Source organism: Thiomicrorhabdus arctica DSM 13458, assembly GCF_000381085.1.
GTDB classification, from domain to species: domain Bacteria; phylum Pseudomonadota; class Gammaproteobacteria; order Thiomicrospirales; family Thiomicrospiraceae; genus Thiomicrorhabdus; species Thiomicrorhabdus arctica.
This window is the reverse complement of sequence record NZ_KB905902.1, coordinates 20,419-35,166: the sequence shown is the minus strand read 5'-3', so window position 1 is coordinate 35,166 and position 14,748 is coordinate 20,419. Positions and strand designations below refer to the sequence as shown.

12 protein-coding genes are annotated in these 14,748 nt (G+C 42.0%); 4 read left to right on the top strand and 8 right to left on the bottom strand.

Annotated elements, in window-relative coordinates; all coding sequences use genetic code 11:
- Positions 1-35: 35 nt before the first annotated feature.
- A complete protein-coding gene (locus tag F612_RS0110705) occupies positions 36-911 on the bottom strand; it encodes a DNA/RNA non-specific endonuclease (protein ID WP_019557766.1) in 876 nt (291 codons plus the stop codon).
- Between the two features lie 283 nt (positions 912-1,194).
- Between F612_RS0110705 and F612_RS0110700 the strand changes: the two genes are divergently transcribed.
- Complete coding sequence (locus F612_RS0110700; RefSeq protein WP_026329744.1) at positions 1,195-1,548, top strand: putative quinol monooxygenase; 354 nt, start codon at positions 1,195-1,197, stop codon at positions 1,546-1,548.
- Positions 1,549-1,825: 277 nt separating this feature from the next.
- On the top strand, positions 1,826-2,887 hold the full coding sequence (locus F612_RS0110695; RefSeq protein ID WP_019557764.1) for a response regulator: 1,062 nt from the start codon (positions 1,826-1,828) through the stop codon (positions 2,885-2,887).
- 51 nt (positions 2,888-2,938) lie between these two features.
- Here the strand turns inward: F612_RS0110695 and F612_RS13060 are convergent, their stop codons facing one another.
- A complete protein-coding gene (locus tag F612_RS13060) occupies positions 2,939-4,879 on the bottom strand; it encodes a sensor histidine kinase (RefSeq protein ID WP_019557763.1) in 1,941 nt (646 codons plus the stop codon).
- A gap of 290 nt (positions 4,880-5,169) precedes the next feature.
- Between F612_RS13060 and F612_RS0110685 the strand changes: the two genes are divergently transcribed.
- Both F612_RS0110685 and F612_RS0110680 read left to right on the top strand, forming a co-directional pair.
- Positions 5,170-5,706, top strand: a complete 537-nt coding sequence (locus tag F612_RS0110685) for a peroxiredoxin (RefSeq protein WP_019557762.1) — start codon at positions 5,170-5,172, stop codon at positions 5,704-5,706.
- A 31-nt stretch (positions 5,707-5,737) separates the two neighbouring features.
- The gene (locus tag F612_RS0110680) at positions 5,738-6,553 is read left to right on the top strand and encodes a M90 family metallopeptidase (protein ID WP_026329743.1); all 816 of its coding nucleotides are present in this window, start codon (positions 5,738-5,740) and stop codon (positions 6,551-6,553) included.
- Between the two features lie 121 nt (positions 6,554-6,674).
- On the opposite strand, the gene F612_RS13390 is transcribed toward F612_RS0110680, so the two are convergent.
- The 6 genes from F612_RS13390 to F612_RS13265 all read right to left on the bottom strand — a co-directional run.
- The gene (locus tag F612_RS13390) at positions 6,675-6,797 is read right to left on the bottom strand and encodes a hypothetical protein (protein WP_019557760.1); all 123 of its coding nucleotides are present in this window, start codon (positions 6,795-6,797) and stop codon (positions 6,675-6,677) included.
- Between the two features lie 41 nt (positions 6,798-6,838).
- Positions 6,839-8,020 (bottom strand): tRNA 2-selenouridine(34) synthase MnmH, encoded by a 1,182-nt coding sequence (gene mnmH, locus F612_RS0110670; RefSeq protein ID WP_245539539.1) that lies wholly within the window; start codon positions 8,018-8,020, stop codon positions 6,839-6,841.
- Entirely contained in the window at positions 8,020-9,096 is a 1,077-nt protein-coding gene (selD, locus tag F612_RS0110665) for a selenide, water dikinase SelD (RefSeq protein WP_019557758.1), read from the bottom strand. The genes mnmH and selD overlap by 1 nt, the downstream gene beginning before the upstream one ends.
- A gap of 288 nt (positions 9,097-9,384) precedes the next feature.
- Positions 9,385-11,775, bottom strand: a complete 2,391-nt coding sequence (locus tag F612_RS0110660) for an HD domain-containing phosphohydrolase (protein ID WP_019557757.1) — start codon at positions 11,773-11,775, stop codon at positions 9,385-9,387.
- A 39-nt stretch (positions 11,776-11,814) separates the two neighbouring features.
- Positions 11,815-14,004, bottom strand: a complete 2,190-nt coding sequence (locus F612_RS0110655) for a CHASE2 domain-containing protein (RefSeq protein WP_019557756.1) — start codon at positions 14,002-14,004, stop codon at positions 11,815-11,817.
- 21 nt (positions 14,005-14,025) lie between these two features.
- Positions 14,026-14,748 (bottom strand): transferrin-binding protein-like solute binding protein (locus F612_RS13265; RefSeq protein ID WP_026329740.1); only part of this gene is annotated, 723 nt, incomplete at its 5' end.

Here is a 14,748-nt window from a genome sequence, read left to right as displayed (position 1 = left end):
TATTCCATAATAATCACTTAGGTTGTTGCCCTCAATTAATAACGGGAAGGTCGCTTTGAGACGTTCTGTAGCCGCCAGGCCTCTGGTGTTTGGCTCGCTTCCAGAACATCTTCAACATCATCTTCTAATTTAGAAAAAAAATCGATTCCAGTTTGAACTTCAATCTCATCAATGGATGTGACAAAGGTCATTAAGTCAGCATTCGCTTTAGCATTTTGTGGAAAGATAAAAGCCAATGCAATCGGTGGTTGTTCAGGGGTGGAAGCTTTGACCAATATTTTGTAAAAAGCCTTAGGAATCGCAACCTGGGTGTTTTTCATGGTTTGAGGGGTGTCGGAAAAGATAGGCCCTGTCACCACCCAGAAATCACCATACCATTTTGAAAAATCATTGCCAATAATCTCTTCCAAACGCTGCCAAGACTTCTGATTAAGGTTAGATTTTTGTGGGGTAATATTGGTCATTAAAAAGGTTTCTTGCTGCGCAGATTTACCATAGCGGCTGGCAATCACATAGTTAGGCGCCATATGGCCGCGATCATAACCAGAGCGTGTGTAATCGCTATGATGAATGCCTGCAATACTACGCCAATCGGCTTTAAATCGATTCGGGCGTTTACCCATTTTAAACTGTCGTGCAGTGACCTTATAGGACACCCACAACGGGTTTGCCAACGTTTCTGAGTACTCAAGCAGATAACCTTCGTTTCGCAAAACATGTGACCAACCATTTGCAGCAATGCCAGATTCTACCTTAGGAAGTCCCATATAACTCATTGCTGGACGAGCAATTAGGGATTCGTAAGTAAACCAGAGTCCGCCCATCAAAATAACCAATATAAAATACTTAAGATAGCCGGGTAAGATTTTAAAAACGGATTCTAGTAAACGTAACAATCGGTATTTTGGCATGATGAGACAGCGGTTTTATCTTGAAAAACGTCAATTATAGTAGCTTGTCAGCGATTTACTAAGAAAAGCGATCGAAATAGGATTAAAAGCAGGGGTAGAAAAATTGACGCAGTGCTTGTACTACCTTACAGAACGATAAATACCAGTCATGATTAAATCGGTTGCCGTGCCTAGGCAAAGCTTGATTGAATGTCAGGCCTGGCATAAACTTAAATTTAATTTAAAACACATGCGGTTTAAACGTTTTTTAACGCATCTCTTATGGAAAAATTATGGAAATATTATGTCCTCAAAAGTCTATTGCTTAGCACAATTTCAACCGAAACTAGGCAAAGAAGCCAAACTGTTCAAGGTTTTACAAAGCCTAGAATCGAACACTTTACGTGAAGATGGCTGCATACAGTACCGGGTAACGCGTCAGATCCAAAATCGATTTGCTGAAGGAAAAAGTCTATCGATTGTTTTTAACGAGATTTGGAAAGATATGGCTGCATTTGAAGCCCATTGTCAGCGCAAAGAGATTATCGATTTTTTTGAGACCTACTGTTTAGCTGAAACAGGGTTAGCTGCAGAGTGGAATGTCTGTGTTTATAGTGATCAACCTCAAAATTATGATGCGCCGTTATTAACCTCTTAAACGTGCTTATACGATTCAAATTTGGTGTGTAAAGTGCCTCATAAATTGTAGGTATTATCCAATCAGGTCAAGACGTTAAGTTTCCATCAAACATGAAATATTTCAATGAGTTAATTGTCTATTACGTTCTTGTGATTTGAGGGCGAACCGTTTAGAATTAACTCGTATTAAGTGCGTAAGTTCTCGGTTTCTTGCAACGAGTTTATTTTGAGAGCAAGCAAATACGATTTGTAGGCTAATAAGCAAGCACCATCCTTTAATGGCTAGGAATATCAATGTGAACTACGAAAATAAAATATTAATCGTCGATGACGCACCTGAAAATATTGAGTATATCGAGCTTGTTTTAAGTGAGGATGGTTATTGTTTTAGTAAAGCGAACAGTGGTGAGCAGGCGTTAGAGTTATTAGAGGACCAGAGCTTTGATTTAATTCTATTGGATTTGATGATGCCGGGTATTGACGGCTTCGAAGTGTGTCGAATCCTCAAAGAGACCCCCCGTATTCAAGATATTCCTGTTGTTTTTCTAACCGCTCGAACGGATATTGATGCGATTACTCATGGGTTTGGCTTGGGGGCGGTGGACTACATCATTAAACCTTTTAATTCAGCCGAACTTCTGGCTCGTGTCAAAACTCACATTGAACTTCATAACACTAAAAAAAGTTTACAGTTTGCAAATGAGGCATTACACAGTAAATTAGAGCTTAAAGAACGTCGATTGGTCTCTGAAATTGAAGAGGGTCAGAAAGAGATGATTCTTATTCTGACGGAATGGGTTGCGCGCAATTCTGATGAAACAGGGAATCATATCCGTCGAGTAGGTCAATACTCTCGGTTATTAGCACGCTATCATCCCAGCTTACATTTGGAGGATGAGGAGATTATTAGGCACGTTGCACCCATGCATGACATTGGCAAGGTGTGTGTGCCTGTTGAGATACTTCAAAAAAAGGGTGCTTTGACCGATGAAGAGTTCGAAATCATTAAAACGCACACGACCCAAGCGCATAACTTTTTTATGACCTCTAATCGTCGATTGATGAAAGCGGCTGATGTGATTGCGAGTCAGCATCATGAGTTTTGGAATGGTAAAGGGTATCCTCAAGGATTAGTTGGCGAGGATATACATATTTATGCACGGATTGTCGCAGTTTCAGATGTGTTTGATGCCTTAACGCATAAACGTGAATATAAAGAAGCTTGGCCAACAAAAAAGGCCTTAGAATATATCGAAGAGCGCAGCGGGACGCAGTTTGATCCCATTGTGGTTGCATTGTTTTTAGCGCATGCCGATGAGATGATTAAAATTTGTGAAGATCGTCTTTTGAAGGAATAGTTACCAGAGGCCTGCTCACTTTGTTTTCAACACCTCTATCAAGCCAATATTTCACGGGCTTAATGGTTTTATTGGCAGAGCAATACAAAAAGTCGTGCCTTGCTCTGGTTTCGTGATAAAGTTAATTTGGCCAGAATGTTTTTCAATGATTTCTTTGGTGATGGCAAGCCCTAGTCCCGTCCCCCCTTTCTGACGCGTATCTGAAGAGTCGGCTTGAGAGAATTTCTCAAAGACTTTTTCTTGATAATTTAGCGGAATACCTGGCCCACTATCTGCGACTAAAATCTGAATGGTTGTCTCGTCACTTTCGGTTGAAATGATGACAGGTTTATCGTGCGGTGAATATTTGATAGCATTAGAGAGTAGGTTTAATAATGCCTGTATCAGCCTGAGTTCATCCCCCATGACCATTACGCTGTCCTCTGCTGTCGGTTGCCAAATACATGCCACACCATATTTGTCTGCATAACCCTGGTTAGAGTTTATCGCTTGACTGACTAATTCATTTAGGAGGATGGGTTTAAATGTTGAGGCGGACAGCTGCAGTTTATTGATATCCAACAAGTCATTAATCAATAGCTCTAAACGTTCGCTGTTATTGGCTGCGATGGTCAGCATGTCCAGAGCTTTTTCTGGAATGGCGCAAATTTTACCGGAAAGCACCATAAGTAACGCACCTTTAATAGACGTTAAGGGTGTGCGTAATTCATGACTAACAACTGAGACAAACTCATCTTTTAAATGATCTAATTTACGGCGTTCAGTAACATCATCGAAGATCACTACGTAACCGATGTCTTGTGCATTTTTCTTCAAGGGGGTGCTAGTGTATTGTACGGGGAAACTTGTGCCATCTTTTCGCCATAAGACTTCATCTGCAACCCGTTGGATTTGACTGCTCTTAAACGCCAAAGCCATCTGACACTCTTCAGAAGGATAAATCGTGCCATCTGCGCGAGTGTGATGAATAAGCGGGTGGAGTTGTTTCCCAATCAGTTCTTCCTCCTTATACCCTAACATTTCACAGGCGGCCGTATTGATAAAGGTCGCACTGCCTTGCGCGTCCATGCCTAATATACCTTCACCCGCGGAATTGAGTAACAAGCTATTTTGTTGTTGGGCATCTGCTAATTTATCCATGGCTAAGTTAATTGTTTTCGCCATAAAAACCACAAATAATAACAAAATAATCACAATCGCTGTTGTGCTTAATGCGCTGGCGAAAGCGGGATCTATCCACCCCGTACGGCTTGCATAGGCACTCAGACTAATCGTCGCAAACGGAATCAAGATGACAAAAGGTATGGCGGCTCTTGCCAGCTTGCTGCCAATGCCGTCACCAATGAAAATGGCAAAAAACCCATACTGCATTCGAGTGATCATGACAGAAAATACTAAGAGGGCTGAGCTGATTAAGGTTTGTGGTGAGGTTAAGGTCTGGGTAGATTGACTGAATAAGTTTGAAGCTTGAAAGCTGTAACCTGCTAGGATCACTAAAACAATTGCCAGCAGGAGAAGGCATAAGATATCTATGAGTTGATGTATTCGTTTGTGGGATGTGTCTAGTAGTATTAAGCTGATGCCTAATATAAAGTAAAAAATTGCCGTCTGGATTGACATTCGTCCAGGCATATCTGAATGCATATCAGACGCTAATAAGGTGTCTACCTCAAAAATCGTCCCCGTCATGTGTCCCAGAAGCGCAATGGCTGAGAGAAGTATGACACCAAGGGCGAATAGTTTGCTAACCCATTTTTTAAGCGAGCTTTCTGATTGTGCCAAGAGCAGACTGCCAATACTGAACAAAATGACCAATGCCGTATTGGCTTTCATGAATGACCACCCGTCAGGCAGTAACAACCCTATGCTGGATATTAGCCAGCCCAATAAGATCGTTGTCGCAATCAAACCCGCGGTAATAATACTGAAATGTTGAACTCTTTTTAACGTTTGGTTTATGTGGTTAACAGGTTCAGTAACAGGGTATTGCATACAGATAGCCTTTCATCGAGTAAAGTTGAGGGTTATTCATCAGCTATGACTTGAGCAGTTTAATATATTTTTTGGTAGAAGGCCTGCTTAAATAGCCAGCTTTTTTGGATACATCAGGACAAGGCTAAAGCTTTCGTTTTTATAGTTTGATATGGGAATGGTTGATTATTTATACAGTGGATATGGCCTTAAATAGGCTGTTTAATGTTAGGGTTTAGGACACTCAAAGGTTTCAAGAGCATGCTATGATGTGTTTTCTCATTTTAAAATGAAAAAAGGTTAAAAGTCTCATGAAACTGTCCGTCTTGATTAAGGCTTTTACACTATTTGTATCCGTCAGCTTCTCACCGCAAGTCTTTGCTGAACCACTGCATATTGGTGACGTCGCGCCAGAGTTTACATTAACTGATCAACACTCTAACGCCATTAGCTTAAGCCAATATAAGGGCCAATGGGTGGTGCTGTACTTTTATCCTAAAGACGATACCCCGGGTTGCACTAAGGAAGCTTGTAGTTTCAGAGATAACATTAACCATCTGATTAACCAGCATGCTGTGATACTGGGTGTATCGATTGATAGCCTTGAAAGTCATCAAGACTTCGCGACAAAATTTAAGCTGCCTTTTTCACTCTTGGCAGACAAAAAAGCCACTGTCTCCAGACGCTATGGGACTTTACTGAACTTAGGGATTGTAAAGTTTACCAAGCGCCATACTTTTATCATTGATCCCAGCGGTAAAATCGCTAAAATTTATAGAGATGTGGATCCTGAAAAGCATGTGCAACAAGTCTTAGTGGATTTAAAATATCTGCAAAAAGGCTTATAGTGTTTAATCGTTTTAGTACAAGTGAGGATAGATGAGGGTTACCACTAGAATACGGCGTTTCATCGTCCAGCGCAGACTACGCAAAGATAAGATTCCCTTAAAGCTTTGGCATCGAAGCTGTGCCCAAATGCCATTGCTATCGCGTTATAGCGGGCGTGAAAAAATGCAGTTACGTTTGCTTGCTAGTCAAGTATTATGGGATAAGAGAATTATTCCGGTGAAAGACTTTGAACTAACCGATGAGATGCGGGTTATGATTGCCGCTCAAGTCGCACTCATGCTGTTCGGTTTAGCGGAGCCAGAAACAGAGCCTAACTTGAGTTGGATTCATAACTGGAATCAAATTCTGGTTTATCCCGCGCCTTTTCACAATGGACGAGATACGGTGTTTAATGCACTAGGTCAGATACAGAGTTTGGCTGGTTTTGAATCGGGTGAGACGCACTATCAAGGGGGGATTATTATCGATTGGGAAGATGATCAACCGCATCCTTTACGTAAGCATGCAAATCAAGTCCTACTGCATGAGATGGCACATAAACTGGATATGTTAGATGGCGATACCAATGGCCACCCTCCCTTGCATTCCAATATGAGTCACCAGGCCTGGTATGAGGCATTTGAAACGGCGTTTGACACCTTAAATCGACAACTTCAACACGGTAAATTTACCGCTTTTAATCCTTATGCAGCCACCAATCCAGCCGAATTTTTTGCCGTTTCAACTGAATATTTTTTTGAGTCCCCTAACGTTCTAAACAGACTTTTCCCTAAGGTCTATCAACAATTAACGCTTTTCTATCGACAAGATCCTTTAATAAGGGTTTCTGCTTTGCAGAAGTCTTAGGCAAGGGTGCATCAAAACAAAATAACCAGGCCTGGTTGTTTTGTTCGGGATGCTCCGGTCAGCTTGTAAAATGTTCTGTTAAGTGCTTATCTGCAGTTAAATGCATCGTATAGAACGCTTTTTAAGCAATGCCGCCCAATACCGCATCAGAGATGTTTTGTGATTGAGGAGGGATTTGCAATCGTTTGGCAATAGCTTCTGGCCGGTGCTCAAATTGGAGTGTCTCATGACGGAGTTGCTTCATAGAATATCCCTAAAGGGTTATGGGCTTAGGTGATGAGCTCTCTATTGTGGCTGATAGGTTTTTAAGAAGCTAACAACCTCATCAATACTGCCTTGAAAAATAATCGGGTAATCATTTTTGGTCATTTGATAGTCATACATTGGATCATAATATTCGCTTAACAAAATTTCTATCCAGCCACGATGGCCATCTGTTATACCTGTTTCTTGTTGCCTTTGTAAGGCATCCTCAAAGGCTTTTAATACACGTTGGTGTCTTTCTCCGCCTAGACGTTTATGGATACGCCCAAAGGCACCCTGCATAAACTCTACCCACTCCGTTAGGTTTGAATATTCGGCTTGGGCTTGTAAAACGTACTCTTGTTGGGTAATTTCAATGCGTTCTGCAAGTGGGGTTTCGACTACGATTCTAGCCCCCGACTTTAGAGCGGTAAAGATCTCTAGATTCATAGAAACTGAACCAATATTTCGACCTTCATCTTCAACAATAAGGCTTCTATGAGGGGTTTCAATAAAGCGCATTAATGCCATGGAAAGCTGATTTTCGAAGTTGATTTGTGTCGGTTGTGGGCTTGCATGGCGCCCAAAAGCCGAACCGCGGTGGTTTGCGAGGCCTTCTAGGTCAATGGCGTTATCGAGTTGCTGCAGTACAATGGTTTTACCTGCACCTGTGCGTCCGGCGAGCACAATCGGTTGAATGTTTTTTTCAAGGAATAGGTGCGGTATTTTGTCGAGATAGTCGATTAAAAAGCGTCTAAATGCTTTGTAACCGCCTTTTAAACGGGTGATCTGGTAACCACTGTCTGCCAACCACTGTTGGGAAATTTTAGAGCGTTGTCCACCTCTAAAGCAGTAGAGTAAAGCACCTGGATGACTATCGATAAAAGCGGCCCAAGCTTTTATGCGAGGTGCACGGGCATTTTCATTCACCAGTATATGCCCCAACTCAACTGCGGCATCATGACCCTTTTGTTTATAACAGAGACCGATATTGTGGCGTTCCTGATCGTTCATCAACGGAATATTAAAAGCGGTCTCGAATGCGCCCTGATCAAACTCAAGCGGCGCTCTGACATCTAATAACGGTGTTTTATTTAATATAATGGATTTAAAGTCATCCATTTGCGGTAGATCATCCGAATATTGCGTTAATTGAACGGGTAGGTCCTTTGATAAGTCATCAGGGGTCATTACGCTAGTGGATGCCATTTTAGGTGAGGACATTAAATGACCTCAACGCAAGTATTTGTCGGCTTGGCGATTGTCGTATGGCCAATGGATTCTAAAGTAAGACCGTGTTGTGCAGCGACCGCCTTAAACTCAGCGACTGAATCAGGGCGTACAGCCGCCAGCAAGCCACCTGAAGTTTGTGGGTCACAGAGAATCATCTTCTGGGTTTCAGAGAGTTCGCCATTTTGGCCTTTCACTTTATGACCGTAGCTTTCAAAGTTACGGCCAGTACCTCCTGGAGTACAACCCAAAGCTAAGTACTCTAATACATGCGGTAAAATCGGCACCGCATCAAAATTGATTTGGGCGTGGATACCACTGCCTTCGCAGATTTCGATTAGGTGACCTAGTATGCCAAATCCAGTAATATCGGTTAGCGCGGTAACACCCTCGATTTTAGCGAAATCTGTCCCTGCACGGTTTAAGGTCGTCATGGCTTCAATCGCGATGGCCATATGGTCTGGATGTATCTTCTTCTGCTTTTGTGCCGTTGTTAAAATACCGATGCCCACAGGTTTGGTTAAAAACAGTTCACAGCCTGCTTCGGCAGAGGCATTGCGTTTTAAATGAACATTATCGACGATGCCGGTGACGGCCAAGCCAAAAATCGGTTCAGGGGCGTCAATAGAGTGCCCGCCTGCTAGCGGAATGCCTGCCGCCTCACATACTGACCGACCACCCTCAATGACTTGCTGACCGACCTCTACCGGCAGAATATCAATGGGCCAACCAAAGATAGCGATGGCCATTAATGGCTTACCGCCCATTGCGTAAATATCACTGATGGCATTGGTGGCTGCAATTTGGCCAAAGGTAAAAGGGTCATCAACTATCGGCATGAAAAAATCGGTTGTGCTCAAAATAGAGGACCCATTGCCTAAATCAAAAGCGGCCGCATCATCTTTAGTGCTATTACCCACTAACAATTGCGGGTGGGGAGCAATTTCTAACTGAGTCTTGAGAATACTGTCGAGTAGCTTGGGAGAGATTTTACAACCGCATCCCGCACCATGACTGTATTCTGTCAGTTTATAAACAGTATTAATTGAAGTTTTTTCAGTAAGGGGCATTGATGGAGTTCCTATGCAATCAGTCAGGGGGCGTGAAGAAGTAATCGAAGCCACCGTTAAAATGGACTCAATAAAAGAGAGTTTAACGAAATAAGTCCAAGGTGGGAATGGTAAAGAGACCTAAAGAGGTGAATCAGTAGAGATCGCTTGATGTTCATCATGCTTTAAAAAGAGACCAGGCCTGGTCATTTTTGAATCGCGGTAGAAAAGTTGAGAAAGTGGGTGGTTCAAAAGGTTGCTTCTAACATTCATGTCCCTTTACGGGGGGTGAGTCACATTCACACTTAGTTACTCAATGTACAGTTGAAATTCATCAATTTGGCTAGGTTGTAGATTTTTATTAAAGGCTTTGTAAAGACCACTTTCAAAGAAGAAGCGTAAAAGTTTCTTATCGATCAGACCTTGATTTGCCATAGAGCATAAAGTTTTGACGATTGCAGACAACGGATTAGGATCTTTATAAGGACGATCTTTAGAAGACAGTGCTTCATACAGATCAGCCAGAATTAGAATTCTGGCCTCCAATGAAATGTGTTCATCGGTTAAACCGCGTGGATAACCACTTCCATCCAGTTTTTCATGGTGATTCACGGCAATCTCTACAACACGTTCATATTTCTTAGGGAAAGGTAACGTTTGCAAGATTTCCAATGAGACACGGGCGTGATCATTGATTTTTTCACGCTCCATTTGATTCAATGTGCCTGTGCGAATCGAGAGGTTTAAAACCTCATCTTCAGACAGTAAAGACTGTGATTTATCATTGACTTCAAAAGTTAGAGTAGCGAAGTCGTTAATTTTAGCAATCTCGGGATCGCTTAAATAGTGGTTCCCTAAGTTGACGACTTTTAAGAACGGTAGAATGGCATTCAAATCTTGCTCTGTCTGTTGATAACGTTTTTCATGATCCGTTAAATGGGATGCAGAGCTGGCTTGCAGCTGAGCCTCTAAAAACTCTATTTTGTTGTCTCGCTTTAAAATTTCAATACGCTGCTCAATATTGTTGATGCGATCCTGAACGGTTTCAAGCTTGGATGACTTTTGCATAATGAATTCAGGTGTTGCGATCTTGCCTACATCATGCAGTAAAGCGGCGAGTTTCATGGTATGAAAATGTTCAGGCGTATAGTTAATTTCTGAATAAGTCGTCACATCTTTGTGAATTCCCTGAGCAATGAGTTGTGTGAGTTCAGAGACTTGTCGTACATGCCCACCGGTATATGAACATTTTTCATCGAAAGCTTTTGTGATCGTGCTAATGACCGCTTCAAACAGCTTTTCCAAGTCGGCTATAAGCAGCGTTTTAGTTAAGGAAATAGCCGCTTGTGAAGCCAAAGCCTGAGTGTATTTTAGGTCTCGAGCTCCAAAAGGGATAATGTGCCCCGAGCTATCTTGTTTGTTAATCAGCTGTAAGACCCCAATGAGCGTTTGATGTTGACCGAGTAGAGGGATCACTAACATTGAAGTTGAACGATAGCCTGTAGCCGCATCAAAAGTTTTAGTGCCTTCAAAATTGAAATCTTTATCGGCATAGACATCTTCAATCAAAATGGGCTTTTTATTCAAGGCGCATAATGCGGCGACCATACATTCATTGGGAGAACCATCTTCTTGATAAAGCGGTAAGTTATTCCAACTGATGGGTTCAGCCGTACCCCCCATTTTAAGGTTCAAAGATTGGTTTTGGATGACAGTGAAGGTCAATTCTTTTTGATCTTCAGAGACCCTGTATAACGTACCCGCATCAGCATGAGAGAAGTTAATCGCTTGTTTCAGAATCATCTCGAGCAACCTATCAAGATTGGTTTCCGCTGATAGAGCATATGCAATATTTAACAGGGATTGAAGGTTTTCTTCACTAATGTTCTGGGGATAAAACTCAATATGAGAGCGCTTTATTTTGGAAGCGAACACATCCAAAGTATCACCACTTGATAAGGCTTGATCCAATTGTTGTCCTGGCAGTGAAAGCTGTCGTAACTCTGCCAGAGTGTCTTCTTTATAAGCGGGCTTTAAGTGGTAAGGATAGAGTGTAATGCTACGATTGAAGTCCGAGACAAGTTCGGTCAACAATCTGGGCGTTAAGTGTTTCGTTTGTTTTGCGAGTTCGCCTTGAGACGAGGGAAAAGAGACGTCAATCAGTAAGCTTTTAATACTTGAGTCTTGGTTGATGCGTTCTGCTAATTTAGGATTGAGGTAGGTGTCTCCAGAAATGAGGCAGCCTATGGCATTTTCTTTGAGTAAAAAACCACAAGCTTCGACTGTGTGGTTGGCTTCAATAGGCGTAATGGATAAACCATCGATGTGCAGCGTTTGCTCAAATGTAAGTTCTACAAAACTGAGGAGCGGTTTATGCAGTGTTGGATGGATTATTTCCTGAAATTTTGGCCAAATGGTGCCATTAAACAGCGACTGCTCTATGATTTTAATGGTCTGTTTTAAACCATAAATTTTAAGCGGTTTAGTCCGTTTTTCAAAATGTGTTTCAATTAGAAAAGGCAGATCTAGAATATGATCGAAATGGGCGTGGGTCAAAAACACATGCTCTATAGCATTACTTTTCTCGCCGAGAGGGCGCATGATATTACCAGCATCAATAACGATGTTATCAGCCACAAGAAACGAGATACACTCTTGGTGCCTGTCTAAGCTGCCGGATGCGCCAAGTATCTTGATCATGCTTCTGCCTTCTTACGGTTTTTCTAACATTGCAGGGAATTATTTTGCGGTATGTTCGTGTATCGCATTAAAATTTTCAGGCTGGCGTTCAATATAATCGCTGCACCGTTCAATGTAAATACTATAAATTTTGGTATTACTCAGATCGGGCCATAAGGCAAGCTCTGTGAAAAGTTTAAGCGCTTCGTGAAAGTCTGCATTTTGATAGCGTTCGATGGCTTTGTGATAGCTGTCTAATTCCATCTTGAAACGCCCGGTTGCCTGGCCAAAATCATGCACCTGCCAGATATCGACGGGTTGTATTTTGCCCTGGACGGTCACCGTGTCTAAAAATCGAAAAATATAATTTTTCTGTAACTGTTGCTTGGTCTGATCCGAAATGTTCAGGGTTGAACCATAATATTTACACAGCGATTCTATACGTGAACCCAAATTAACGGTGTCACCAATCACGGTATAATCACTACGTCCAGTACTGCCCATCTCCCCAACGACAGCCTCCCCTGTGTTTAAGCCAATGCCAATTTGAATAGGTTCAATCTGTCGACTTTCACAGAATCGAGTGAGGGCCTCGAATTTTGGATTTTGTTTAATACGTCGATTCAGTCCAGGTAGAGCATGTAACTGCTCCAAGCTGGCCGTCACTGCGAGATCAGCATGGTTCTGTAGGCTTATGGGTGCATTCCAGTAGGCCATAATTGCATCACCAATGAATTTATCAACCGTCGCTTGGCGTTTCACAATAATATCGGTCATTTCTGTGGTGTATTCATTCAAAAAAGCAATAAGGGTTTGTGGGTCAGGCATGCTTTCGGATAAGCGAGTAAAGTCTCTTAAGTCTGAGAAAAATACAGTTATTTCACGGGTTTGTCCCTGCATGATATCCAGTGATTCATTTTTTAGAATTTCACTCATAACAGAAGGGCTTACTTTGCTGGCAAGTTTACTTTTTACGAGGTTTTTTTGACGTGTTTCAAAGAAATAGCTCGATAAAGTCGCTAATAACATAGCCAGTAAAAGGGCTATAAATGGCAATAGAATATTTAGGATGAGCCCTTCGTTGAACAACATATAATCCAAGAAAATGTAAAGCAAACTGAAGCTGATGATGGCTGCCAACACTAACCAAAATACGGACAGCTGATTAAAGATAAGATAACTGATTAAAAAGACTGCTAGTATCAAGGCCAAGTCCATACCATCTATCCATGCAGGTTGGGAGAGAAAGTCACCTTGTAGAATGTTATCTATTACATTGGCATGTACTTCAACCCCAGGGTAAACATTATCAAAAGGCATAGCCCGTAAATCGAGCAGACCGGTCGCTGAAGTTCCAATTAACACCCACTTTTGCTTGATGCGCTCAGGGTCAAAATTACCGTTAAGAATATCGACTGCACTGATATAAGGGAAGCTGTGCCCTGGCCCTCGATAGTTGACAAAGAGTCCCCCATAGCGATCGGTTGGAATGTGCACATCAGCCAATTGAATGGAATCGACACCTGTTTCAGAAGAACGAATTTTAATGGCAGGGCTATCTAGCCCAATACGTAACATCTCCAGGGCTAATGAAGGATAAACGACCCCTTGATATTTCATTACCAACGGTACACTTCTGACCATGCCAGACGGATCAGGGACATTATTGAAAAAGCCACTGCTATAGGCTCGGCTTTGGATGATTGGGATATTGGGTAATACACCTTTAGGCGTTAATAAATAAGTGTTTTTGGAGGCGCCTTGTTCAATCACGATTGCAGGAATAGAAGGTACTGCTGTCTGAGGCGTTGCGTCTGTCATTTTGAACACATAACCCAAAATAGTTGGGGTATTCGCAACCGTTTCAGCCAAGATGGCATCATAATCGATAGGGTTGTCTAAGGAAAATTGGTGTTTTTGATTAATGTAAGCCGGAGAGGTTTTGTCCGCTTCCGCAAACACCATATCCATACCAATCATTCCAGCGCCATTTTTGGCTAGTTTTTCTAACAGTTGGGCAATCAGATTGCGTTCCCAAGGCCATTGTCCGAGCTGAGCCAGACTTTTTTCATCGATATCAATAATGACAACTTGATCAGAGGTTGGGATTTCACCACGAATTTGGAAGAATATGTCTCGCAATGAACTATCAAGTGATTGCATCTGAGGAGGGGGAAATAGGAATAAAGCAGACATAAAAAAAGCACCGATTAAACCTATGATCAGATTAATAAGGTGCTTTGTTTTCATACAATATCTTTAAAGTGAGGTTTAAGGTTCAATTCCATCGCCCGTTGCACTATATGCTCCCGTGGAGGTAGTGCTTAACCCAGTTTTGTCTACCGTACCCGACAAGTTGAAAGTACCGGCCACGTCTTCAGCCTTTAGTCCGTAGAATTTACCATTCAATTGACCGTTAATCCCACTCACATCAGAGCCTGATTTAGGAGTAAAGTTATTAATTCTCATGCCTGTATTGTTAACAGAACCGTTGAAATTTGTCTTCCATTTTGTGTCGTCAACGCTGTAGTTTAAGGTGCCATCCACTGCATGAGCGCCGCCATCAAAGTCGACATTGATTTTAACATTACCAGTCCCGCCTATTTTATTTTCATCAAAAGCGACAACAGATCCTGCGTATTTAGCGGTAGCGGTAGGGTTAGCAATAGCGAGGTCAAGAACCGTTGGTAGGGTGGTCGGAGAACCACTTACCCACACGTCTGAGATTTCTCCAGTCGTGCTATTTAACCAGTAGCCATATGAACTATAAAGGTTTTTCCCCTTGATGATTTCTGTTGTTTCATCGGTTAGGTTAATAACTGCGCTAGGGTCTTCTAAGGTGGTTTCATTTGATGAATCTTTTATGGTTTTGACGGAATCATTTGAATTTTCAGTGCTATCTATCGTTTCAGCTGAATCCTTTGCCGTTTTGGTCGATTCAGAGTTTGAGTGTAAGTTTGAATCAGACTTGGAATCAGACTTGGAATCAGACTT

Bases quoted from the DNA above. Each gene is read 5' to 3' on its own strand.
- F612_RS0110705 (WP_019557766.1), bottom strand. From the start codon at position 911: ATGCCAAAATACCGATTGTTACGTTTACTAGAATCCGTTTTTAAAATC.
- F612_RS0110700 (WP_026329744.1), top strand. From the start codon at position 1,195: ATGTCCTCAAAAGTCTATTGCTTAGCACAATTTCAACCGAAACTAGGC.
- F612_RS13060 (WP_019557763.1), bottom strand. From the start codon at position 4,879: ATGCAATACCCTGTTACTGAACCTGTTAACCACATAAACCAAACGTTA.
- F612_RS0110685 (WP_019557762.1), top strand. From the start codon at position 5,170: ATGAAACTGTCCGTCTTGATTAAGGCTTTTACACTATTTGTATCCGTC.
- F612_RS0110680 (WP_026329743.1), top strand. From the start codon at position 5,738: ATGAGGGTTACCACTAGAATACGGCGTTTCATCGTCCAGCGCAGACTA.
- F612_RS13390 (WP_019557760.1), bottom strand. From the start codon at position 6,797: ATGAAGCAACTCCGTCATGAGACACTCCAATTTGAGCACCGGCCAGAA.
- mnmH (WP_245539539.1), bottom strand. From the start codon at position 8,020: ATGTCCTCACCTAAAATGGCATCCACTAGCGTAATGACCCCTGATGAC.
- selD (WP_019557758.1), bottom strand. From the start codon at position 9,096: ATGCCCCTTACTGAAAAAACTTCAATTAATACTGTTTATAAACTGACA.
- F612_RS0110660 (WP_019557757.1), bottom strand. From the start codon at position 11,775: ATGATCAAGATACTTGGCGCATCCGGCAGCTTAGACAGGCACCAAGAG.
- F612_RS0110655 (WP_019557756.1), bottom strand. From the start codon at position 14,004: ATGAAAACAAAGCACCTTATTAATCTGATCATAGGTTTAATCGGTGCT.